General features: G+C 35.1%; 25 protein-coding genes. 24 read left to right on the top strand and 1 reads right to left on the bottom strand.

The window, feature by feature from the left end; translation table 11 throughout:
• Nucleotides 1-41: 41 nt before the first annotated feature.
• From D2K60_RS17085 to D2K60_RS17075, 3 genes are all read left to right on the top strand, one after another.
• On the top strand, nucleotides 42-587 hold the full coding sequence (locus D2K60_RS17085; protein WP_117169245.1) for an RNA polymerase sigma factor: 546 nt from the start codon (nucleotides 42-44) through the stop codon (nucleotides 585-587).
• Nucleotides 574-1512 carry a hypothetical protein gene (locus D2K60_RS17080; protein ID WP_117169246.1) on the top strand — a complete coding sequence of 313 codons (939 nt, stop codon included), beginning with the start codon at nucleotides 574-576 and terminating at the stop codon, nucleotides 1510-1512. The genes D2K60_RS17085 and D2K60_RS17080 overlap by 14 nt, the downstream gene beginning before the upstream one ends.
• Nucleotides 1513-1577: 65 nt before the next feature.
• A complete protein-coding gene (locus D2K60_RS17075; RefSeq protein WP_117169247.1) occupies nucleotides 1578-2468 on the top strand; it encodes a patatin-like phospholipase family protein in 891 nt (296 codons plus the stop codon).
• 184 nt (nucleotides 2469-2652) lie between these two features.
• Here the strand turns inward: D2K60_RS17075 and D2K60_RS17070 are convergent, their stop codons facing one another.
• Entirely contained in the window at nucleotides 2653-3039 is a 387-nt protein-coding gene (locus D2K60_RS17070) for an SA1362 family protein (protein WP_117169248.1), read from the bottom strand.
• 263 nt (nucleotides 3040-3302) lie between these two features.
• On the opposite strand from D2K60_RS17070, the gene D2K60_RS17065 reads away from it, so the two are divergent.
• The 21 genes from D2K60_RS17065 (at nucleotide 3303) to dxs (ending at nucleotide 20511) form a co-directional block, all read left to right on the top strand.
• A complete protein-coding gene (locus D2K60_RS17065; protein WP_117169249.1) occupies nucleotides 3303-3803 on the top strand; it encodes a YqhR family membrane protein in 501 nt (166 codons plus the stop codon).
• Between the two features lie 101 nt (nucleotides 3804-3904).
• Nucleotides 3905-4966, top strand: coding sequence for a M24 family metallopeptidase (locus D2K60_RS17060; RefSeq protein ID WP_117169250.1), 1062 nt, complete (start codon nucleotides 3905-3907; stop codon nucleotides 4964-4966).
• A 45-nt stretch (nucleotides 4967-5011) separates the two neighbouring features.
• Nucleotides 5012-5569, top strand: a complete 558-nt coding sequence (efp, locus tag D2K60_RS17055; protein WP_117169251.1) for an elongation factor P — start codon at nucleotides 5012-5014, stop codon at nucleotides 5567-5569.
• Nucleotides 5570-5730: 161 nt separating this feature from the next.
• Entirely contained in the window at nucleotides 5731-6708 is a 978-nt protein-coding gene (spoIIIAA, locus tag D2K60_RS17050; protein ID WP_117170344.1) for a stage III sporulation protein AA, read from the top strand.
• The gene (spoIIIAB, locus tag D2K60_RS17045) at nucleotides 6653-7165 is read left to right on the top strand and encodes a stage III sporulation protein SpoIIIAB (protein ID WP_117169252.1); all 513 of its coding nucleotides are present in this window, start codon (nucleotides 6653-6655) and stop codon (nucleotides 7163-7165) included. The genes spoIIIAA and spoIIIAB overlap by 56 nt, the downstream gene beginning before the upstream one ends.
• A gap of 14 nt (nucleotides 7166-7179) precedes the next feature.
• Nucleotides 7180-7386 carry a stage III sporulation protein AC gene (gene spoIIIAC / locus D2K60_RS17040; protein WP_117169253.1) on the top strand — a complete coding sequence of 69 codons (207 nt, stop codon included), beginning with the start codon at nucleotides 7180-7182 and terminating at the stop codon, nucleotides 7384-7386.
• 4 nt (nucleotides 7387-7390) lie between these two features.
• Nucleotides 7391-7777, top strand: a complete 387-nt coding sequence (gene spoIIIAD, locus D2K60_RS17035) for a stage III sporulation protein AD (RefSeq protein WP_117169254.1) — start codon at nucleotides 7391-7393, stop codon at nucleotides 7775-7777.
• Nucleotides 7778-7805: 28 nt separating this feature from the next.
• Entirely contained in the window at nucleotides 7806-8987 is a 1182-nt protein-coding gene (gene spoIIIAE / locus D2K60_RS17030) for a stage III sporulation protein AE (RefSeq protein ID WP_117169255.1), read from the top strand.
• 17 nt (nucleotides 8988-9004) lie between these two features.
• Nucleotides 9005-9622: a stage III sporulation protein AF gene (spoIIIAF, locus tag D2K60_RS17025; RefSeq protein ID WP_162880727.1), complete on the top strand. Its 618-nt coding sequence runs from the start codon at nucleotides 9005-9007 to the stop codon at nucleotides 9620-9622.
• On the top strand, nucleotides 9622-10272 hold the full coding sequence (gene spoIIIAG, locus D2K60_RS17020) for a stage III sporulation protein AG (RefSeq protein WP_338048357.1): 651 nt from the start codon (nucleotides 9622-9624) through the stop codon (nucleotides 10270-10272). Before spoIIIAF ends, spoIIIAG begins: the two co-directional genes overlap by 1 nt.
• Before the next feature lie 3 nt (nucleotides 10273-10275).
• Nucleotides 10276-10875, top strand: coding sequence for a SpoIIIAH-like family protein (locus D2K60_RS17015; RefSeq protein ID WP_117169257.1), 600 nt, complete (start codon nucleotides 10276-10278; stop codon nucleotides 10873-10875).
• Nucleotides 10876-11094: 219 nt separating this feature from the next.
• Nucleotides 11095-11586, top strand: a complete 492-nt coding sequence (gene accB / locus D2K60_RS17010) for an acetyl-CoA carboxylase biotin carboxyl carrier protein (RefSeq protein ID WP_117169258.1) — start codon at nucleotides 11095-11097, stop codon at nucleotides 11584-11586.
• A 12-nt stretch (nucleotides 11587-11598) separates the two neighbouring features.
• Nucleotides 11599-12963 carry an acetyl-CoA carboxylase biotin carboxylase subunit gene (gene accC / locus D2K60_RS17005; RefSeq protein WP_117169259.1) on the top strand — a complete coding sequence of 455 codons (1365 nt, stop codon included), beginning with the start codon at nucleotides 11599-11601 and terminating at the stop codon, nucleotides 12961-12963.
• Nucleotides 12964-12984: 21 nt separating this feature from the next.
• Nucleotides 12985-13383, top strand: a complete 399-nt coding sequence (locus tag D2K60_RS17000) for an Asp23/Gls24 family envelope stress response protein (RefSeq protein ID WP_117169260.1) — start codon at nucleotides 12985-12987, stop codon at nucleotides 13381-13383.
• A 181-nt stretch (nucleotides 13384-13564) separates the two neighbouring features.
• Nucleotides 13565-13951, top strand: coding sequence for a transcription antitermination factor NusB (gene nusB, locus D2K60_RS16990; RefSeq protein ID WP_117169261.1), 387 nt, complete (start codon nucleotides 13565-13567; stop codon nucleotides 13949-13951).
• An 11-nt stretch (nucleotides 13952-13962) separates the two neighbouring features.
• Complete coding sequence (gene folD, locus D2K60_RS16985) at nucleotides 13963-14817, top strand: bifunctional methylenetetrahydrofolate dehydrogenase/methenyltetrahydrofolate cyclohydrolase FolD (protein WP_117169262.1); 855 nt, start codon at nucleotides 13963-13965, stop codon at nucleotides 14815-14817.
• A 20-nt stretch (nucleotides 14818-14837) separates the two neighbouring features.
• Nucleotides 14838-16193 carry an exodeoxyribonuclease VII large subunit gene (gene xseA / locus D2K60_RS16980; RefSeq protein WP_338048358.1) on the top strand — a complete coding sequence of 452 codons (1356 nt, stop codon included), beginning with the start codon at nucleotides 14838-14840 and terminating at the stop codon, nucleotides 16191-16193.
• A complete protein-coding gene (xseB, locus tag D2K60_RS16975; protein ID WP_117169263.1) occupies nucleotides 16186-16422 on the top strand; it encodes an exodeoxyribonuclease VII small subunit in 237 nt (78 codons plus the stop codon). The genes xseA and xseB overlap by 8 nt, the downstream gene beginning before the upstream one ends.
• Nucleotide 16423: 1 nt before the next feature.
• Nucleotides 16424-17308: a polyprenyl synthetase family protein gene (locus D2K60_RS16970; protein ID WP_117169264.1), complete on the top strand. Its 885-nt coding sequence runs from the start codon at nucleotides 16424-16426 to the stop codon at nucleotides 17306-17308.
• A gap of 689 nt (nucleotides 17309-17997) precedes the next feature.
• On the top strand, nucleotides 17998-18582 hold the full coding sequence (locus D2K60_RS16965) for a hypothetical protein (protein WP_117169265.1): 585 nt from the start codon (nucleotides 17998-18000) through the stop codon (nucleotides 18580-18582).
• A gap of 36 nt (nucleotides 18583-18618) precedes the next feature.
• A complete protein-coding gene (gene dxs / locus D2K60_RS16960; RefSeq protein WP_117169266.1) occupies nucleotides 18619-20511 on the top strand; it encodes a 1-deoxy-D-xylulose-5-phosphate synthase in 1893 nt (630 codons plus the stop codon).
• The last annotated feature ends 3 nt before the right edge of the window (nucleotides 20512-20514 follow it).

Genomic DNA, 20514 nt, shown 5'->3' with positions numbered 1-20514 from the left:
TTAAACCGTCTAATAAAATATAGCAAAGAAGGTGAAACCAGTTGCAATGGAATGAAGACGAAATTCGAATTATTTATCGAACTTATTATAAAGATGTTTATCGATTTATTATGTCATTTACGAGATCACAAGAAGATGCTGAAGATTTAACACAAGAAGTGTTCATACGTCTATTCAATACTAGTTCAAAGTATAAAGGTGATGCATCAATGAAAACATGGTTATTCACAATAGCAAAAAATATTTCTATGGATCATTTTCGCAAACAAAGCAGACAATTACAGTTAAAAGACTTTCTGTCGCACATTATTCCTTTTAAAGATAAAAGCACGGAAGAAAAAATAGAAAAGAAAGATGAGTTAGGTCAAGTATACGAAAAATTGAATGAACTTAAACACGGTTATAGAATGGTTATCGTACTCCGGAACATGCAAGGTTTCTCAGTTAAAGAAACGGCAAGTGTTATGAATTGGACTGAGTCAAAAGTGAAAGTGACGTATCATCGAGCGTTAAAGCAACTAAGAACCCTGTTAGAAGATTATGAGCAAGATATAAAGTCTGGAGGTGGGTTATTTGAATCAGAATAAGGAAGAAGAGATATTAAATCGTTTAAAAAAAGAGTATAACAAGATAGAACCAAGAGATGAATTTGGAAGAGAATTAGAAGATAAATTAGTGACAAAGTTTTCTGAAGAGAAAAAGATATTTTGGTATCCTATTTTTGGATTAATAATTACAGCTGGATTATTTTTGATATTATTACTAAATTGGGACGATACAAATCAGAATGCATCAAAACCAGAACAACAACCTAATATAGTTTCAAATGAAGAAATAGAAGAAGCTAATATAGCCGAACCTGAAAATTATACAGAAGAAGCTGTAGTTTACGACCTAAAAGCTATGCTGGAGATGGAAAATGCTATTACACCTACAACATTTCCCATTGATGACCCTAATTATTTAAACGGGTATATTGAAGAGAACACTAGTACCAGTTATAAGATTTTATATTATCAAGTTAATGAGTCTACTGAAATTAATCGTTCTCAATTGGGAAGTCAAGATGAAGAATTAATCGCAACTTTCTCTGCTAAGGATTATGAAGAAGATTCTAATAGTCTAGATGAAGAATTTACCGATAATACTGATTCAATAAATGTTGAGTCTGGAGAAGAGATGACATTAGATCTTGGGTTCGATATATTTGGTAAGTATGCAGAAGATAACTTAAGAGAGAGTGTCAACTGGCAAGAAGGAAGATGGTTTCTACAAGTATCTTCTATGATATCTGACAAGATGGATATTGAGAATATTGCGACGCAAATTGTTGAATTCCTAGAAAGAAAACTTTTACCTGCACCAACTGTTGGATATGTGTTCGTTGCATACGATGAGGGTGGTAATTCGGTCGAAGTTAATATTATTTGGATGAATGATAATGTTGTTTATCAATTAGAAACAACCGAAGTGCCAATAAATGCATTAGATATGGTTGTGTCTGTTGAATAGTTTTTATAGTTCTAAAATAACGCACCTTTTCCTATATATAGAATAAACACATGTTGGAGGTTATCATGAAAATTGATGGTGTTTTTTCAGGAGGAGGCGTCAAAGCTTTTGCCTTTATTGGTGCGTTAGAGGTACTGGAAGAGAAGGGTTTTGCGTTTGAACGTGTAGCCGGAACATCGGCGGGTGGAATCTTAGCGAGCTTGCTTGCAGCAGGATATACCGTGAAAGAAATAAAAAATATGCTAATGGAATTAGATTTAAAGCAATTCATGGATACAAGCATAATGGATAAATGCATGCCTTTTTGGAAAGTATTGTCATTGTATTTTACGATGGGTATTTATAAAGGTGATGCTTTTGAAAAGTGGTTATATCAAAAGTTAGCTGATAAGAATGTATATACCTTTCGTGATCTTCCGAATGATTGTTTAAAAGTAGTTGTTGCAGACCTGTCTTTAGGTAAAATTGTCGTATTACCAGACGACTTACAACGTTTATATGGAATTAAGCCTGACAGTTTTTTAATTGCAACTGCTATTAGAATGAGCGCAAGCCTACCTTATTTTTATCGGCCGAAAAAATTAGTGAATAATAAAAACAAAAAAAGTGTTATTGTTGACGGCGCATTATTAAGTAACACACCGATGTGGATTTTTGATAAAGATCGTTCTATTAGAAAGAGGCCATTATTAGGTATGAATTTAAGTGCGTCCTATGACCAAATCGCAGAGAAAAAAATAACCAATGCATTTAATCTATCACAAGCGTTGGTTACAACAATGCGTTTGGCACATGATGCTAGATATATCTCAAAAAAACATACAGAAGATCTGCTATTCATACCAGTGAAAGAAGTTGATGTGTCTGACTTATCATTGTCTAAAGATGCAAAAATGGATTTAATCCTATTTGGTAGAAAAAGAGCTACGTCATTTTTAACACATTGGCCTAATTAATCATAAAATTAACTATATATTCCGACTTAACGTACATGCGGATCAAATTCAATGGGCTCCCTTTCCTGCTGTGCCCTAAGAAAATAAAGTTTCCAAAGCAGTATGATACGTCGTATTTTCAATCTACTGTGTATTTTTAAAAGTATCTTAGATTATAAAGCAAACAAAAAGAAAAGACTTACCACTAAAATGTGGCTCGATCTTTTCTTTTTTGTTTTTTTCCATCTATTACACGTAAATGTGGCGCATCTGTTTTTTTTGTGTATTTTTTCTTTTTTAATACAGGTTGATTTCTTTTAATAGAATTAGCTGTCGATGCCTTTTTAGTTTGTGGATTTTTATATCTGTTCTTAGATTGTTTAACAGCCTTTTTATATTTTTTAAGATCATCTGTTGTACGTTTACGAAGGATAAAAAAGTAGATTGCACCATAAATTAATGCACCTACACCTGCGATAATGAGTATATTCATAATGAAACCTGTTGGATTCGTTAATAATTTACTTCCTAAACCAATAATAGCAATACCGAGAAGGATATATATCCATATAGAAAACTTATGACGGAACATTTCTTTCACCCTTTCTAGTGTTTTTTAAATCATTTTTGTTTATAGCTAGGCGAATCGTTTCTATCATATATTATTTCCGTAATCTATTAATTATATGCAGATATTATGCTACTTTTTAATAAGATTCAAAAATGAACGTGTTAAAAGTTCTTTAGTCTATTTTACTAAAAAATACAACAAATCACTAGTATTAGATAATTTTTCTTTTGTGATCAAAAAGCATATTGTTAAAAATAATGGTCATCCTACATATAGAGGTGATTATGTTGACAAAAAAACAACAGTTGGAACAAGATAAGAGAGAACAACCAACTTCGATTATTACAAAATCTCTTATGACTGGTTTTATAGGTGGTCTTTTTTGGGGGTTTATGGGATGGTTTGCTAGTTTTTTTAATTTCACATCTGTATCTCCAGCAACATTCATGATTAGGTCCTGGTTAAATCAAGATTGGACAAATGGGTGGTTAGCGGAGTTGCTTGCCATCATTTTAATTGGTGTATTATCTTTAGCAGTAGCAATTATATATTATCTACTGTTAAAGAAATTAAGGGGATTGTGGCCAAGTGCTATATTTGGTGTAGTGTTATGGGGGATAGTTTTTTACGTATTACTGCCGATTTTCCCAAATATATCGGCTCTGAATCAATTGAGCGGTGATACGATTGTCACCACCATCTGCCTATTTTTATTATATGGTATATTCATTGGTTATTCCATTTCTTATGATTATCTTGATACAGTAACAAAGAAAAATATTTAAAAGGAGTCAAAAGTTTGGCTTTAGATTAAACAAAAAAATGGAATTATGATAAACTAGATGAAGAGAATTAACCTAGAAATAGAAGAAGGGAAGGATTTAGCATGGGGAAAGTTGAAAAACTCCGTAGTGTTATGAAAAAAGATAATTTAGGTGCTTTAGTTATTACAAATTCATTTAATATAAGATATATGACCGGTTTTACTGGTACTTCAGGTGTTGTGCTTATTACTGAATCGGAAGCGCTGTTTATTACAGATTTTCGTTATACACAACAAGCTGCGGATGAAGCTCCATTATATGAAATTATTGAACATAAACAAGGTATTATTAAAGAAATTGCTAACCAAGTGAAGTTATTAGGTATAAAGCGTCTTGGATTTGAAAAAACAAATTTAACTTATGCGATTTTTGAAGAATATCAAAAAGCAATTAGTGCTGAGCTAGTTCCTACAGAAGGCTTAGTTGAAAAATTACGTTTGATTAAGACAGATGATGAGATTGCTATTTTAAAGGAAGCTGCTAAAATTGCAGATGCGGCATTTGAGTATATTTTAACTGTTATTAAACCAGGTGTGAGAGAAATTGATATATCAAATGAATTGGAGTTTTTCATGCGTAAACAAGGTGCTATATCATCTAGTTTTGATATTATTGTGGCATCAGGTTTTCGTTCTGCACTCCCGCACGGTGTTGCTTCAGACAAAAAAATTGAGAATGGTGAACTTGTAACATTAGATTTCGGTGCTTTATACAAAGGTTATTGCTCCGATATAACACGTACCGTAGCTGTTGGTGATATATCGGATGAACTACATATAATTTATGATACTGTATTACAAGCACAGTTAAAGGGAGTAGAAGGTATTAAAGCGGGAATAACAGCCAAAGAAGCTGATGCACTTACGAGAGATTACATTACAGAAAAAGGATATGGCAAGTACTTTGGACATTCGACTGGCCATGGTTTAGGATTAGAAGTGCACGAGAGTCCAGGTCTATCGTTTCGCTCAAATGAAATTCTTGAAGAAGGCATGGTCGTTACCGTTGAACCAGGTATTTACGTACCAAATGTTGGCGGTTGTCGTATTGAAGATGATATTATTGTAACGAAAGATGGTAATGTGAGGTTGAATCATTCTTCAAAAGAACTTATTATATTATAAGTTATAAAAAGATAAAGAGATAGTCACTAGGGAGGAAAACAAACAATGATTTCAGTTAATGATTTTAAAACAGGTTTAACAATTGAATTTGATAATAATATTTGGTCAGTTGTAGATTTTCAACACGTAAAACCAGGAAAAGGTGCAGCATTTGTACGTTCGAAATTACGTAATTTACGAAATGGTAACATCCAAGAAAAAACATTCCGTGCAGGAGAAAAAGTAGAAAAAGCACACATTGAAAATAATAAAATGCAGTATTTATATGCTGCTGGTGATGTGCATACTTTTATGGATACACAAACGTATGAGCAAACTGAATTACAAGCTAGTCAAATTGAATATGAATTAAAATTCTTAAAAGAGAATATGGAAGTAAATATTATGAGTTACTTTGAGGAGACAATTGGTGTAGCTTTACCAAACAACGTTGAGCTTAAAGTAATGGAAACAGAACCTGGTATTAAAGGGGATACTGCAAGCGGTGGCACAAAGCCAGCAACGTTAGAAACAGGCTTAAGTGTTCAAGTTCCATTCTTTATAAATGAGGGCGATGTTCTTCTTATTAATACAACCGACGGTAAATATGTCTCACGTGCTTAAATAAAAAGCCACAAAAAAACTGGTATGCAAAACGCATGCCAGTTTTTTTGTGGCTTTTTTTCTATAAATCTCTAGATAAAAATTCAAGTCATATCAGATGAAGACAAGCATAGACTTACTATAAATACAAATGTGTTACTAGAGAAAGAAGTGAGGATATGATAGAAGAGATCATGAGATTATTTCCAGAAATAATGAAACGACAACTCATGACTAAAATTGGTACACGTTGGCGTAGTTTACAAGAAATTAGAGTTAGAATTGAACGCCCAATAGAACTTGTATTTGATACGAATACAGAATGGCTAACAGAAAATGTACCAGCTAAGCAGGATGGCATATTTTTATTAAACCAACTAAGTCAGTTTTCATTGTATCGAATGGAAGAAGAATTAAAACAGGGTTATATCACAATTCGCGGAGGACATCGGGTCGGACTAGCTGGAAAAGTTAATACCTTACATGGTGAAGTTAAAGCAATCAAGGATATTACATCATTTAATATTAGAATTGCAAAAGCAAAAAAGGGTATTGCTGATAACTATATATCCTATTTGTATGACAACAGGTACTTTAATACCTTAATCATAGGAGCACCGCAAACTGGAAAAACAACATTACTTCGGGATATTTCTAGAGTGATTGGTACTGGTTGGGGTGCTGTGAATCCCGTTAAAGTCAGTATTATAGATGAACGATCAGAAATTGCGGGCTGTATAGAAGGAATTGCGCAACATGATATTGGTATTCGTACAGATGTATTGGATGCATGTCCCAAGACTGAAGGCATGATGATGATGATTCGTTCCATGTCTCCAGAAGTTCTGATAGTTGATGAGATAGGAACTAAAAAAGATGTAGAGGCTTTACAGGAGGCCTTACATGCAGGTGTGCGAGTGATTTGTACGGTGCATGGCGAATCACTGGAAGATATACAAAAACGCTCTACGTTTATAGCATTATGGGAGGAACAAGTATTTGATCGTTTTATCTGTTTGGAACGTACTAGTAAACCCGGAGGCGTCCATTCTATTCTCGATTCAACAGGGGCAAATATTGTTAGGAAAAAGGGGTGCCGAACGAATGAAATGGATAGGAGCTCTCCTTCTTTTGGGCGCTACCACGTGGATCGGATTTGAAATAGCACTGCAATTGAACAACCGTCCCAAAGAAATTCGTCAGTTAAAGAGTGCCTTGCAAATAGTAGAAGCGGAAATGGTTTATAGTCAATCACCGTTAGAAGAAGCATTCAGAGTTGTAGCAAAACAAGTCCCTCAACCAGTTTCTTCCTTTTTTCAAGCGGTAAGCCAAGATTTACAATCACAAGCAGTGGATTTCCCTGCTAGCTGGGATAAGCGACTTGCGCTCTTCTTCACTAATGTTTCTTTAGGAGATTATGAAAAAGAGATTATGCACCAATTTGGACAAACGCTGGGACAACACGATATCAAACAACAAACAAAACATATTCAACTTGCTTTTACGCATTTAGAACGTGCTTTAGAAGAAGCACAGGATAATCAGCAAAGATATGGAAAAATGGTGAAAAGTTTAGGTTTTCTTGCTGGATTATTTATCATCTTACTCTTGATTTAGAAAGGAGTAAAATTATGTACCAAGATGCCGCAATTCTTTTTCAAATTGCTGGAATTGGAATCATTGTTGCAATGATTCACACTATCTTAAAACAGATGGGGAAAGAAGAGTATGCACAATTCGCGAGTCTTGTTGGATTTATTATTGTACTGATCGTCGTAATTGATAGCATTGACGAACTATTCCAGCAAATAAAATCCGTATTTTTATTTCAGGGGTAATGGAATGGCTATAATTCAAATTGTAACAATTGCTATCGTAGCAAGTTTGCTAGTTCTTCTAGTTAAAGAACAAAAGCCAACCTTTGCATTTTTAATTGTTTTACTTACTAGTGTGATTATCTTTTTTTTCGTAATTGAATATATAGGAAAGGTAATCGAATTAATTCGAGCATTAAGTAACAAGGCAAACATTGACAATATGTATCTTGAAACAATCTTACAAATTATTGGAATTTCTTATGTTGCTGAATTTGGAGCCCACTTGACTAGAGATGCTGGATTAGAATCGGTAGCAGCGAAAATTGAATTAGCTGGGAAATTACTTATTATTGTTTTGGCAGTACCAATATTAACAGCCGTTATTGAAACTATCCTAAACTTTCTACCGTAATAATGCTAAATAAAAGTGAGGTAAGCACATGAAGGTATATGTGAGAAGAATAGGAGTGGTTATGTTCCTTCTGTTCATATATTACCAATTCTCTGAAACTATACTAGCTACTACAAACCCTACATCAATAGAAGAAAATTCTTTATTGGAAGAAGTCTCAATGGATGAAACAACTAATTATTGGGATCAAATGGTTACAAACTATGGTGAATTTCTGCCTAATATAAAAAATGTTACGTTTCGTGAATTACTACAAAATCAAGATGCATTATCTGTAAAAGATTGGATACAAGCGATTGTTGCTTATCTTGGTTATGAGGTTATACAAAATGGAAAGTTGCTTGGTACGTTAATTATATTAACGATGTTTTCAGCAGTTCTACAGAGTATTCAAACAGCATTCGAATCAAAAACTGTTAGTAAGGTAGCAGATATTGTCGTTATGCTCGTATTATTAATTTTAGCGCTACAAAGTTTTCAACTTGCATCATCTTATGTAAATGAAACAATTATTCAAATGCGCGATTTTATGCTTGCTTTATTACCGTTAATGCTAGGATTAATGGCCTCCTTTGGAAATTTAACCGCTGTTGCCTTTTTTCATCCGGTTGTTGTTGGTTTAATGCACTTTACTGTCGTTCTTGTATCCAAAATTATCTTGCCATTGTTTTTCCTGTCTGCATTACTACAAATGATAAGCACATTAAATGAAGGGTTTCAGGTCACTAAATTAGCGGAGTTATTCAAAAATTTCGGACTAGCTTTATTGGGAATAGTTTTAACCGTATTTTTAAGCGTTGTGTCCGTTCAAGGTGCTACTTCTGCAATACAAGATGGTGTAGCAATGAAAACGACAAAATTTGTTACGAGTAACTTTATTCCCGTTGTTGGCAAGCTTTTTACAGATGCAGCAGACACTGTTCTAGGGGCTTCATTATTGTTGAAAAATGCTGTTGGGTTAGTTGGTTTAATTATATTATTAATGCTTGTCTTATTTCCAGCTATTAAAATCATTGTGATTGCATTGATTTATAAAGTCACAGCAGCAATTTTACAACCTTTAGGTGATGGTCCAATATTAAAATGTATGGATATTATGAGTAAACATATTTTGTATTTATTTGCTGCACTACTCGCAGTATCATTGATGTTTTTTTTAACCATTGTGTTACTCGTAATAGCAAGCAATATTACATTAATGCTTCGTTAAGAGAAAGGACGCTTTCTGTGTCTTCCTTAAAAGACTGGATTACTCAGATCATCGTATTTTTGCTCTTAGTAATGATTATAGAAATGTTAATTCCACAAACCAAGATGAAAAAATACGTTCATACAGTATTATCTCTTTTATTTCTTTTGTTATTTTTACAACCGCTATTTCAATTCTTAAACATGGATATAAAAGAAGCAACAGAACAAGCAATGATGGAATTTGAAGGATCGATGGACGAAAATACATTAGAAAATGAAATTGAATTAAAGAAAAATGAAATACAAGCCTCACAAGATGCATATGTTGTAGAAGAGATACTTGTCCAAATGAAAAAACAAGTGGAAGAGGAGTTGAATAATACTTATGGTGTAACAATTTCTGATATTTCTTTTCAGTTCGATCCAGAGAATAATCACGATATAGAAAACCTAAAAGAAGTGACAGTTTTCTTATTAGAAGATAGCAGCTTAAATCAAGGAGAAGTAGAAGAAATAGTTATTGGAGAACCTGAAGACACAGTGGTTTCAAACGATACCTCAGAAACGAAACGTGATGAAATTAAAACGTTTTTAAATGAAGTATGGGAGTTAGAAGAGGAAACATTAGTTTTGGTATGGGAGGGAGGAACATAGTGGAAAATCCTTTCAACAAAATCTTTAAAAATTTAAAACTTAAAACAGAGGATGGTAAGAAACCAACTAAAATGGGCTATATACTTATACTTGGTCTAGTTGGGATACTTGTTATAATCACAAGTAGTTTATTTCAAGGAGAAACAAATTCGCTTGAACAACCAGGTGAATTAGCACAACAAAAAACAGCTGAAACAGAAGAAGAAACTTTTCTACAAAAGGATACTAAAAGTTCAGATGTAGCTGAAATTGAAACGCAATATGAGACAGACTTAACAGACTTACTTGAAAAAATATCTGGTGTCTCTGCTGTAGAAGTAATGGTGAATCTAGATGCAACAAATGAACAAGTTTATGAAAAGAATTTAATCATAGGTACACAAACAACAGAAGAAACGGATCAAAATGGCGGGGAAAGAAATATTGAAGATACAACGGAAGAGCAACAAATAGTAATTGTTCGACAAGGGGAAGATGAAGTGCCTTTGTTAATACAAACAAAAAAACCAGAAATACGTGGCGTACTAGTTGTAGCAAAAGGTGTTGAACATTTAGAAACAAAACAATGGGTGACAGAAGCTGTTTCCCGCGTGTTAGATGTTCCAATACATCGAATTTCTATTATGCCAAAGAATAATGAGGAGGAATAAAAGATGTTAAAAAAACAAACAGTGTGGTTATTAACAATGCTAAGTTTAATGATTGTGTTAAGTGTATATTATATGAGTTCACCAAGTGAAGGAGAGTTAGCTTTTATTAATGATGAAGCAGACACAGAAGGTGAAATAACAACTGGAAATATCACTGAAGAAACAAGTGAAGAGACTACTTCAGATGATGGCGTAAGCTCTGAAGACATAACTTCAACATCTGATGAATCAGAGATATCTTCCACATCAACAGATGATCTTTTTACTACAATAAGAATGGAATTAGAAGAGACAAGAAGTGGAAGATTAGAACAATTGGAGAATATAGTTGCCTCAAGTGCAGCTTCCACAGAAGAAAAAACGCAAGCTTATGATGAGATGCAAGAGTTAGATAGTATATCATCTAAAGAGTTGATATTAGAAGAGACATTAAAAGCTGATAACGGTTATACGGATGTTCTTGTTCGTACAAAAGATGATAATATAATCGTAACCGTAAAGGCGGATGAATTATCTGAAACAGAAGCAAATGGGATTATGCAAATGGTTCATGATGAGTTTGGTTCAATGAATGTTGAAGTAAAGTTTCAACCCAATAGTTAATATACTGAAAAATAAATAGTCGCCCTTATGGAATAAGCTAATCTTAAATAGGTTAGCTTATTTATTTGTGTTATGATATAACTTAATTAATTGATCATTTTAAAATGAATAGTTGCAGTTTCTTCTGGATTTTCGTAAAATGTTATGGGGAGTTATTAGTACCTGTACATAACCTATATGAATTATTAATGATTACTTGTAAAAGAAGGAGTGTATTATATGTTAAAAATAGAAGATATTCGATCTTTAATCAAAGAAATTGATGGATCATCTATTGATGAGTTCAACTATGAAGCTGATGGAGTAAAATTAAAGCTGAAAAAGAATACAGAAAAAGAAGTAATTGTTGAGAATAAGACGCCTATTAATCAAGTGTCAACCTCATCACATACAATCACGGAGAACGATGGCACTGGCTCAGTACCAATTAACTTTCAAGAGTCTGTAGAAGAGGACCAACAGCGAATAGATGATTATCAGATAAAATCACCAATGGTTGGTACTTTCTATCATTCTTCTTCACCAGACACAGAGGCATTTGTTTCAGTAGGAGACGAAGTAAAAGCAGATAAAGTTGTATGTATAATAGAAGCTATGAAGCTATTTAATGAGATTGAAGCAGATGTTAATGGTGAAATTGTGGAAATTTTAGTTGCGAATGGAGAGCTAGTAGAATATGGGCAACCATTATTCAGAGTAAAGCAGAACTAAGGGGATGATTGCATGATAAAGAAACTTCTAATCGCAAATCGCGGAGAAATTGCAGTGCGGATCATTCGGGCTTGCAAAGAACTTGGAATTGAAACAGTTGCGGTCTATTCTGAAGCAGATCGTGATGCATTACATGTGCAATTTGCTGATGAGGCATACTGTATTGGTCCATACCCGAGTAAGGATAGTTATTTAAATTTCACTAATATTATGAGCGTTGCGACCTTAACAGAGGTTGATGCGATTCATCCTGGTTATGGATTCTTATCAGAAAATGCAGATTTTGCGGAGATATGTGATAAGTGTGGGATAACTTTTGTTGGACCAAGTGTTTATGCGATACAAAAAATGGGAACAAAAGATGTAGCTAGAGAAACAATGGCACAAGCAGGTGTACCAATTGTACCTGGTTCTGATGGAATTATTAAAGATGACAAAGAAGCGATAGATTTGGCAAATAAAATTGGTTACCCTGTTATTATAAAAGCTACTGCTGGCGGAGGCGGTAAAGGAATTCGTGTTGCGCATAACGAATTAGAATTAGTAAAGGGTATTACTATTACACAACAAGAAGCAGAAAAAGCCTTTGGTAACCCAGGCGTGTATATGGAAAAGTTTATCGAAGATTTCTCACATGTTGAAATTCAAATTTTAGCAGATAATTTCGGAAATGTGATACACTTAGGTGAGAGAGATTGTTCTGTGCAGCGTCGTTTACAGAAGTTGATTGAAGAAACGCCTTCGCCTGCTATTACGGATGAGATACGTAAACAGATGGGGGAAGCATCAGTAAAGGCTGCCCGTGCGGTAGATTACTCTGGTGCTGGAACCATTGAGTTTATATTTGATAAAAAAGAACAAAGATTTTATTTCATGGAAATGAATACACGCATACAAGTAGAACACCCAGTTACAGAAATGGTTACCGGTGTGGATTTAATTAAAGAACAGATTAGAGTTGCAAACAATGAAGTGTTGTCATTAAAACAAGAAGAGGTAATTTTTCAAGGATGGGCAATGGAATGTCGGATTAACGCTGAAGATCCATGGAAAAATTTCATGCCATCCCCTGGAAAAATTGAAATGTACCTTCCACCTGGTGGTTTAGGTGTGCGTGTTGATTCTGCTGCTTATCCGGGCTACACAATTTCACCATATTATGATTCGATGATCGCAAAATTAATTACATATGGTGCAACGAGAAAAGAAGCGATGGACCGTATGAAACGTGCTTTAAGTGAATTTATTATCGAAGGTATATCAACTACTATTCCGTTTCATTATAAAATGATGGAGCATCCTGTGTTTGCAGAAGGAGATTTCAATACGAAATTTCTTGAAAAATATACAATTATTGAAAATGAAGAGTCCGATTAACTCTAAAAGGAGTGGATCTTAATGAGTGAGAATACAATGTTAAATGTAAGTGAAGACTCAAGTCTTGGAAAGGTTGAAATAGCACCTGTTGTGATTGAAGTGGTTGCTGGTATTGCAACGATTGAAGTCGGTGGTGTGTCATCAACTCGTGGGAATTTTGCTAGTGGTGTAGTGGAGCGCTTCGGTAAAAAAGCACATGGAAAAGGAATTAAAGTAGAATTGACTGACACTGGTGTCATGATTGATGTTTTTGTGGTTTTGGATTATGGTGTAACGATTCCAGTTGTCGCGCAGAAAATCCAAGAAAACATTCGACAAGCATTAAAGGATATGACTGCACTTGAAATTGATGAAATTAATGTGCATGTAGTTGGCATGCACATGGACTCAACAGAAGAAGCAGGGCAAGCTGAGGAATAATGGATCTAACAGACCCTAAGAGATTTTATAGGTCTCTTAATAGGGTCTTTTTTACTTTATATAATGCTTTTTATTTAGTGCGTATAGCATTTTTTCTTTGTATTCGATATGATGAAGATAAAATGAGTGTAGAATACAAATTTTACAGTTACATGCTAGGTAAATACAAGGAGAATGAATAATGAATCGAAGAACCGCAAGAGAAAAGGCCTTTCAAATTCTTTTCTCAGTTGACAACCAAAATTACAGTCCAGATGAAGCAATGGAACAAGTATTAGAAGAAGAAGCGGAAGTAGCCTCGTCCTTTTTATCAGAAGTGGTATCAGGCGTTCATCAGCATTTAAAAGAAATTGATGAAAAAATTGAGGATCACCTGGAGAATTGGTCGATGAAAAGATTGGCAGCTGTAGAGAAAACGTTATTACGTATTGCTGTTTTTGAAATGTTTTATGAAGTTGATACGCCTCATGGTGTTGCAATTAATGAAGCAATTGAATTAGCTCATGTTTATGGTGACGATAAGTCAGGTAAATTTATTAATGGTGTATTGTCTAAAATGATTAGCTAGGGGGATTTTGCATGACTGCTGAAGTTATTTATGGAAATGTATTAGCTGAAAAGTTACGGATTGATATGAAAGATGAGGTAATTTTGCTAAGGGAACAGGGGATTCAACCAAAACTAACGGTCGTTTTAATTGGTGATGATCCGGCTTCGAAATCCTATGTAAAAGGAAAGCAAAAAGCTTCAGAATTTGTTGGGGTGGAATCGGACTTAATTGAATTACCTGAAAATACAACGGAGAAAACTTTATTGGATCTAATTGATCAACTAAATGCTGATCAAACAATTCATGGCATATTAGTTCAATTGCCACTGCCAGATCAAATTAGAGAGCAATTGGTTATTGAAGCAATTAGTCCAGAAAAAGATGTCGATGGTTTTCATCCGATCAATATTGGTAGAATGTTAACTGGTAAAGACACATTTTTGCCGTGTACGCCATTTGGTATTATTACGATGTTGAAATCGAAAAACATTGAAATGTCTGGAAAAAATGCTGTTGTAATTGGCCGTAGCAATATCGTAGGAAAACCGGTTGGTCAATTGTTGCTGAATGAAAACGCGACAGTAACATATTGCCATTCTCGGACAAAAAACATGGATCAATTTATTAAAGAAGCAGACATTGTAATAGTAGCAGTTGGTATTGCCCATTTCCTTCGTGCAGAAGCTGTTAAACCTGGTGCCGTTGTTATAGACGTAGGTATAAATAGATTAGAAGATGGTTCATTAACTGGAGATGTTGACTTTGAAAATGTCAAAGAGAAGGCATCCTTCATAACACCAGTTCCAAAAGGTGTAGGCCCGATGACTATTACCATGTTACTTCATAATACAATTAAATCCGCAAAAAAAATCTATCACGTTTAATTTGAAATGTAGGTGATTTTATGATAAATGATAATTATTTAACGGTTTCGGCATTAAACCGTTATATTAAACGGAAATTCGAAATGGACAAACATTTAAATGATGTCTGGTTAAAGGGAGAAATATCAAATTTCAAGCATCATAGTCGTGGTCACATGTATTTAACCATTAAAGATGACCAGGCTAGAATAAAAGCTGTCATGTTTGCAGGTTATAATCGCACACTGAAATTTGAACCTGAAGATGGTATGAATGTATTAATTAAGGGCGAAATCAATGTATATGAACCACAGGGCCAATATCAACTATACATTCAACAAATGGAGCCTGATGGTGTGGGTGCATTGTATGTAGCGTTCGAGCAATTAAAGGAGAAATTAACAAAAGAGGGTCTATTCGAGCATGATCGAAAATTGCCGTTACCTTTATATCCAAAACACATTGGAGTTATAACCTCACCTACAGGCGCAGCGGTTCGAGATATATTAATTACATTAAAGAGAAGATATCCGATTGCTAACATTACTATTTTTCCAGCTTTAGTACAAGGTGAAATGGCGCCATCTTCAATTGCCAATGCGCTAGGACAAGCAAACCAATTTAAATCGATAGATGTACTGATAGTAGGACGTGGTGGAGGATCAATTGAGGAACTTTGGGCCTTTAATGAAGAAGTAGTTGCTCGCGCGATTGCTGATTCGATGATTCCAATCATTTCAGCTGTAGGACATGAAACAGATGTAACGATTGCAGATTTTGTAGCGGATGTTCGTGCGGCGACACCAACAGGTGCAGCTGAATTAGCAGTTCCATCGATACAAGAATTAGAAGAAAAGATTAAAACCTGGAAACAGAGCTTAAATAGAATCATGCAACACAACTTGGATCAATCTAATAAACACTTAGAACGACTGAAAAAAAGTTATGCTTTTCGTTATCCAGTTCAATTACTAAACCAAAAAGAGCAAGATTTGGATAAGGTGGTGGAGCGTTTAGCGAAAGCCACGAAGCAAATACAATCAAACGAAAGTAAACGTTATGAACAGCTTATGAAGCGATTGGCATATCAACATCCAGAAGCACAACTGAAGCTTGCAGAAAAACAATTAGTGCAAATTGTAGACAGAAAGAAACGTGCCATGCAAGTTATCTATACCTTGAAAAATCGTCAATTCATAAATGTAGTAGAGAAATTAGAAGTCTTAAGTCCACTACATACTATGAAACGTGGCTATTCTATTGCTTATGGCGATAATGGCACATTGATACAATCAACAAAAGAAATACAACCAGGAGAAGCAATTTCCGTAAAAGTGGTTGACGGCATATTAGATTGTCGTGTCTTGGGAATAAAGGAGGACTTGGAAAATGACTGATAAGGATAAGGAAGTATCTTTTGAACAAGCAATGGAAGATTTAGAGGCAATTGTTGAAAAACTTGAAGAAGGTGAAGTACCTTTAGAAAAGGCAATTCAATACTATCAACAAGGTATGGAACTTTCCAAAGTTTGTAGTGTCAAGTTAACAAATGTGGAGAAACAAATGACCAATATTATTAACGAACAAGGGGATTTAAAAGCTTTTTCGGTACAGGAGGAAGAATAAAGTGAGCGATAAATTAGCGCTGTTTTTATCGGAAAAAGAAAAAATTGTGTCAGAAGAGTTAGTTCGGACAATAACAGAATTATCAATACCAAAACATTTAAAAGATTCCATGCTATATTCGATAAAAGCTGGTGGGAAAAGGCTTCGTCCTTTATTAATGATTGCGAGTACTGAATCCTATCATGGTACAGACCAACAAGTGCTGTCAGTGGCTGTGGCATTGGAAATGGTTCATACGTATTCATTAGTTCATGATGATTTACCAGCAATGGATGATGATGATGTACGAAGAGGCAAACCAACAAATCATCGGGTCTTTGGTGATGCTACTGCAATTTTGGCAGGAGATGCACTATTAACATACAGTTTTGAATTAATTTCTAATGACAATCAATTAACAGATGAGCAAAAAGTATACATATTAAAACGACTAGCAGAAGCAAGTGGTCCAAAAGGAATGGTAGCAGGTCAATCGCTTGATATGGAAGCTGAAGATAGAGCGATCCATTTTGATGAACTGGAAACAATTCACCATTTAAAAACCGGCCAGTTACTAATTTTTGCGATTGAAATTGGTGCTTATATTGGCGGTGCTTCAAATTACCAACTTGAGGCAATAAGAGATTTTGCTTATTATGTCGGCCTTGTTTTTCAAGTACAAGATGATATCTTGGATGTAACAGGGGATCCAAATACGATTGGTAAACCTATTGGGAGTGACGAAACCAATTTAAAGAGTACGTATCCAAAACTACTTGGCTTAAATGGTGCGATTGAAAAGAAAGAGGAATATGTTATAAAAGCAAAAAATGCCCTAAAAACAGCAGATGTACAATCTAGTTTATTGGAAGAATTAATTGATTATTTAAGTGATCGAACTATCTAGTCAATAATTATTGAGTACACGTTAAAAATATGTTATCATACTATTATATGAGGAATGGTGCAGTATTCTAGTCGGTTCTCCGCTTCTGAAGGCGGGCCTAAAAATCCGCCAAAGGGCACATCGATGAAGTTCCTTGTGTCGGCTTGAGGCGCCCAGCCTTGGGTCGGTGCTGGGAGTTAAGGTTGCAGGGCGATCCACAAAGGCATGTGGGCGAGGACCCTGCTTCCGCGGAGGCCCAACTCTGTGGTTAGACTTTAGCCAAAGAATTACCATGGACTGGGGTATGAACCTACGCAATAAGTGGAAGGGTATCTTATTCGTAGCGTAGCCTGCCTTGAGTGGTGTCTGAGGGGATTATTATTGTGAATACAAAAGTCGGAAGGCCACTGACTTATGTATTATTATTTATATGAAATCAGCACTGCAAAAGAGGCTAGGGAGTGGTTAAGAGCTGCTGAGGAAATCTCCTAGACTGTTCCATAAGACGTTTAAAAGGGATTATAGTGCGGACTAAGTGGTAATCCAGTCTAGCTTTTGGAAACAAGGCTAAGATGCTTTTAATGGGGAACCGCCAGAATGGCAACATTCGGTAAGGATCTGGGAAAACCTACTGGACCTAAGCCGCAGTTTTTACCTTTTAAACGACCATTCCAATTACATAGTTGTATATAAAAATGAGGTATAAATAGATGGCGAAATCACAATCGCAAATTAAAAAATCAATAAAATTTAGCATAAGTATTGCCGTTATCACATTTGTGTTAGCGGCTATTTTTTCAGTTATTTCTTCTTCTATATTAGGAGAAGTGATGTGGGTTGTTGGCTTTATTATTGTGTTAATTATTGTATTGATTGGAATTGTTTTTGACATGTTAGGAATAGCAGCAACTGCTGCAGACGAAGTTCCATTTCATGCAATGGCAGCAGAGAAGGTGGACGGCTCAAAAGAAGCGATCTTAATTGTTCGGAATGCTGATCGTTTCGCAAGTTTTTGTAACGATGTAATCGGAGATATATCTGGAGTTATTAGTGGTACAGCTTCTGCAATCGTTGTTTTACAATTAGCTAACGGTTTTGGCCATGGTGATGGTTCTACTTTGCAGATTGTTATATCTGTTATTATGACAAGTTTAGTTGCAGCTCTAACAGTTGGTGGGAAAGCGTTAGGGAAATATTATGGCATTCATTCGTCAACGAAAATCATTTTCTTTGTAGGTAAAGTGATCGCATTTATACAAAACAAGACCAAAATTGAAATTTTGAAAAAAGGTTAGTGACCATATATAAATCAATTTAGGGAGGATTCCCAAATGGATCTTACAAAGATAAAAGATCCTTCTTTTTTAAAGAAGTTGAATAATGAAGAATTAGAAGTATTGGCATCTTTTATTCGTAAATTCCTAATTGAAAAATTGTCAGAAACAGGCGGCCATTTAGGGGCGAATTTAGGCGTTGTTGAATTAACATTAGCTTTACATAAATCTTTTAGTAGCCCTACTGATAAATTAATTTTTGACGTAGGTCACCAGTCCTATATTCATAAAATACTAACAGGGCGTGCGAATCAATTTGAATCGATTAGACAATATAAAGGAATGTCAGGTTTTCCAAAAAGGGCTGAAAGTCATCACGATGTATGGGAATCGGGACACAGTTCAACTTCGTTATCCGCTGCAATGGGTATGACGATTGCACGTGATTTAACAGGTAAGAATTACTTTGTTGTTCCGATTATTGGCGATGGTGCTTTGACAGGTGGTATGGCTTTTGAAGCATTAAACAATATTGGTCATGAACAAAAAAACATGATTGTTATTCTCAATGATAATGAAATGTCTATTGCAAATAATGTTGGTGCACTCCATAATGCGCTAGGACGAATGCGTAGCGCTGGTCAATATAATAAGGTAAAAAAAGAATTAGATTGGATTTTAAAGAAAATTCCAACAGTAGGCGGAAAATTAGCACATACAGCTGAGCGGATTAAAGATAGCATGAAACATTTTGTGATTCCGAGCATGTTTTTTGAAGAATTTGGTTTTACTTATTATGGACCAGTGGACGGACATGACTTTCATGCACTACAGGAAAACATTCAATATGCTAAAAAAACGGAAGGCCCCGTTTTAATCCACGTAATTACCCAAAAAGGTAAAGGGTATCATCCTGCGGAATCAGACGAGAAGGATAAATGGCATGGTGTTGGCCCGTATAAAATTGAATCAGGCGAAAAAATTTTATCTACTAATGTTGCCCCACAATGGAGTGCTGTTGTGAGTGCGACCCTAGAAAAAATTGCTTTGGAGAACAGCAAATTAACAGTTATTACACCCGCAATGGTGTTAGGTTCCAAATTAGAAAATTTTCAACTAAAATACCCTGACCGCCTATTTGATGTTGGTATTGCAGAACAACACGCGACAACAATGGCAGCAGGAATAGCAATACAAGGCATGAAGCCGTTTCTTGCAATTTACTCCACCTTTTTACAACGCGCTTATGATCAAATTTTGCATGACGTTTGTCGTCAAAATTTAAATGTGGTTTTTGGAATTGATCGAGCTGGGTTAGTTGGTGCTGATGGTGAGACACATCAAGGGTTGTTTGATATTTCTTTCTTACGCTCGATGCCAAACATGGTCATTATGATGCCAAAAGATGAAAATGAATGTCAGCATATGGTATATACTGCTCTAGAATATAATGATGGGCCGATAGCGATTCGTTACCCAAGAGGTAACGCAATTGGTGCGTCAGTAGATAACGCGTTACTAGCTATCCCAATTGGTACATGGGAGGTTATAAATGAAGGGGCAGATGCAGTCATCCTAACATTTGGAACAATGATTCAGATGGCGATAGAAGCAAGTAAGACATTAGCAAAGCTTGGAGTGTCTGTTCGTGTCATTAATGCACGATTTATTAAACCACTGGACGAACGTATGCTTCACGATATATTTGAAGAAAAATTGCCGATCCTAACAATTGAAGAAGCCATATTATCTGGTGGTTTTGGAAGCGCGATTCTAGAGTTCGCTGAAACAAATCGTTACACGACTAAACAGATAAAACGAATGGGTATAGAAGATGAATTTATTGAACATGGTAGTGTGGAGTTTTTACTAGCACAAATTGGTTTAACAAAACAAGTGGTAATAGAAGAAATACAACAGTTATTGCCAACTAAACAACAAAGGGTTTAAGTG

The sequence above is a fragment of the Paraliobacillus sediminis genome, from assembly GCF_003426055.1.
This window is presented reverse-complemented; position numbering and strand designations above follow the sequence as displayed.

What these genes read in the sequence shown, in the direction of transcription:
- D2K60_RS17075 (WP_117169247.1), top strand. Translation starts at nt 1,578, where the DNA reads ATGAAAATTGATGGTGTTTTTTCAGGAGGAGGCGTCAAAGCTTTTGCC.
- D2K60_RS17070 (WP_117169248.1), bottom strand. Translation starts at nt 3,039, where the DNA reads ATGTTCCGTCATAAGTTTTCTATATGGATATATATCCTTCTCGGTATT.
- D2K60_RS17065 (WP_117169249.1), top strand. Translation starts at nt 3,303, where the DNA reads ATGTTGACAAAAAAACAACAGTTGGAACAAGATAAGAGAGAACAACCA.
- D2K60_RS17060 (WP_117169250.1), top strand. Translation starts at nt 3,905, where the DNA reads ATGGGGAAAGTTGAAAAACTCCGTAGTGTTATGAAAAAAGATAATTTA.
- efp (WP_117169251.1), top strand. Translation starts at nt 5,012, where the DNA reads ATGATTTCAGTTAATGATTTTAAAACAGGTTTAACAATTGAATTTGAT.
- spoIIIAB (WP_117169252.1), top strand. Translation starts at nt 6,653, where the DNA reads ATGAAATGGATAGGAGCTCTCCTTCTTTTGGGCGCTACCACGTGGATC.
- spoIIIAC (WP_117169253.1), top strand. Translation starts at nt 7,180, where the DNA reads ATGTACCAAGATGCCGCAATTCTTTTTCAAATTGCTGGAATTGGAATC.
- spoIIIAD (WP_117169254.1), top strand. Translation starts at nt 7,391, where the DNA reads ATGGCTATAATTCAAATTGTAACAATTGCTATCGTAGCAAGTTTGCTA.
- spoIIIAE (WP_117169255.1), top strand. Translation starts at nt 7,806, where the DNA reads ATGAAGGTATATGTGAGAAGAATAGGAGTGGTTATGTTCCTTCTGTTC.
- D2K60_RS17015 (WP_117169257.1), top strand. Translation starts at nt 10,276, where the DNA reads ATGTTAAAAAAACAAACAGTGTGGTTATTAACAATGCTAAGTTTAATG.
- accB (WP_117169258.1), top strand. Translation starts at nt 11,095, where the DNA reads ATGTTAAAAATAGAAGATATTCGATCTTTAATCAAAGAAATTGATGGA.
- accC (WP_117169259.1), top strand. Translation starts at nt 11,599, where the DNA reads ATGATAAAGAAACTTCTAATCGCAAATCGCGGAGAAATTGCAGTGCGG.
- D2K60_RS17000 (WP_117169260.1), top strand. Translation starts at nt 12,985, where the DNA reads ATGAGTGAGAATACAATGTTAAATGTAAGTGAAGACTCAAGTCTTGGA.
- nusB (WP_117169261.1), top strand. Translation starts at nt 13,565, where the DNA reads ATGAATCGAAGAACCGCAAGAGAAAAGGCCTTTCAAATTCTTTTCTCA.
- folD (WP_117169262.1), top strand. Translation starts at nt 13,963, where the DNA reads ATGACTGCTGAAGTTATTTATGGAAATGTATTAGCTGAAAAGTTACGG.
- xseA (WP_338048358.1), top strand. Translation starts at nt 14,838, where the DNA reads ATGATAAATGATAATTATTTAACGGTTTCGGCATTAAACCGTTATATT.
- xseB (WP_117169263.1), top strand. Translation starts at nt 16,186, where the DNA reads ATGACTGATAAGGATAAGGAAGTATCTTTTGAACAAGCAATGGAAGAT.
- D2K60_RS16965 (WP_117169265.1), top strand. Translation starts at nt 17,998, where the DNA reads ATGGCGAAATCACAATCGCAAATTAAAAAATCAATAAAATTTAGCATA.
- dxs (WP_117169266.1), top strand. Translation starts at nt 18,619, where the DNA reads ATGGATCTTACAAAGATAAAAGATCCTTCTTTTTTAAAGAAGTTGAAT.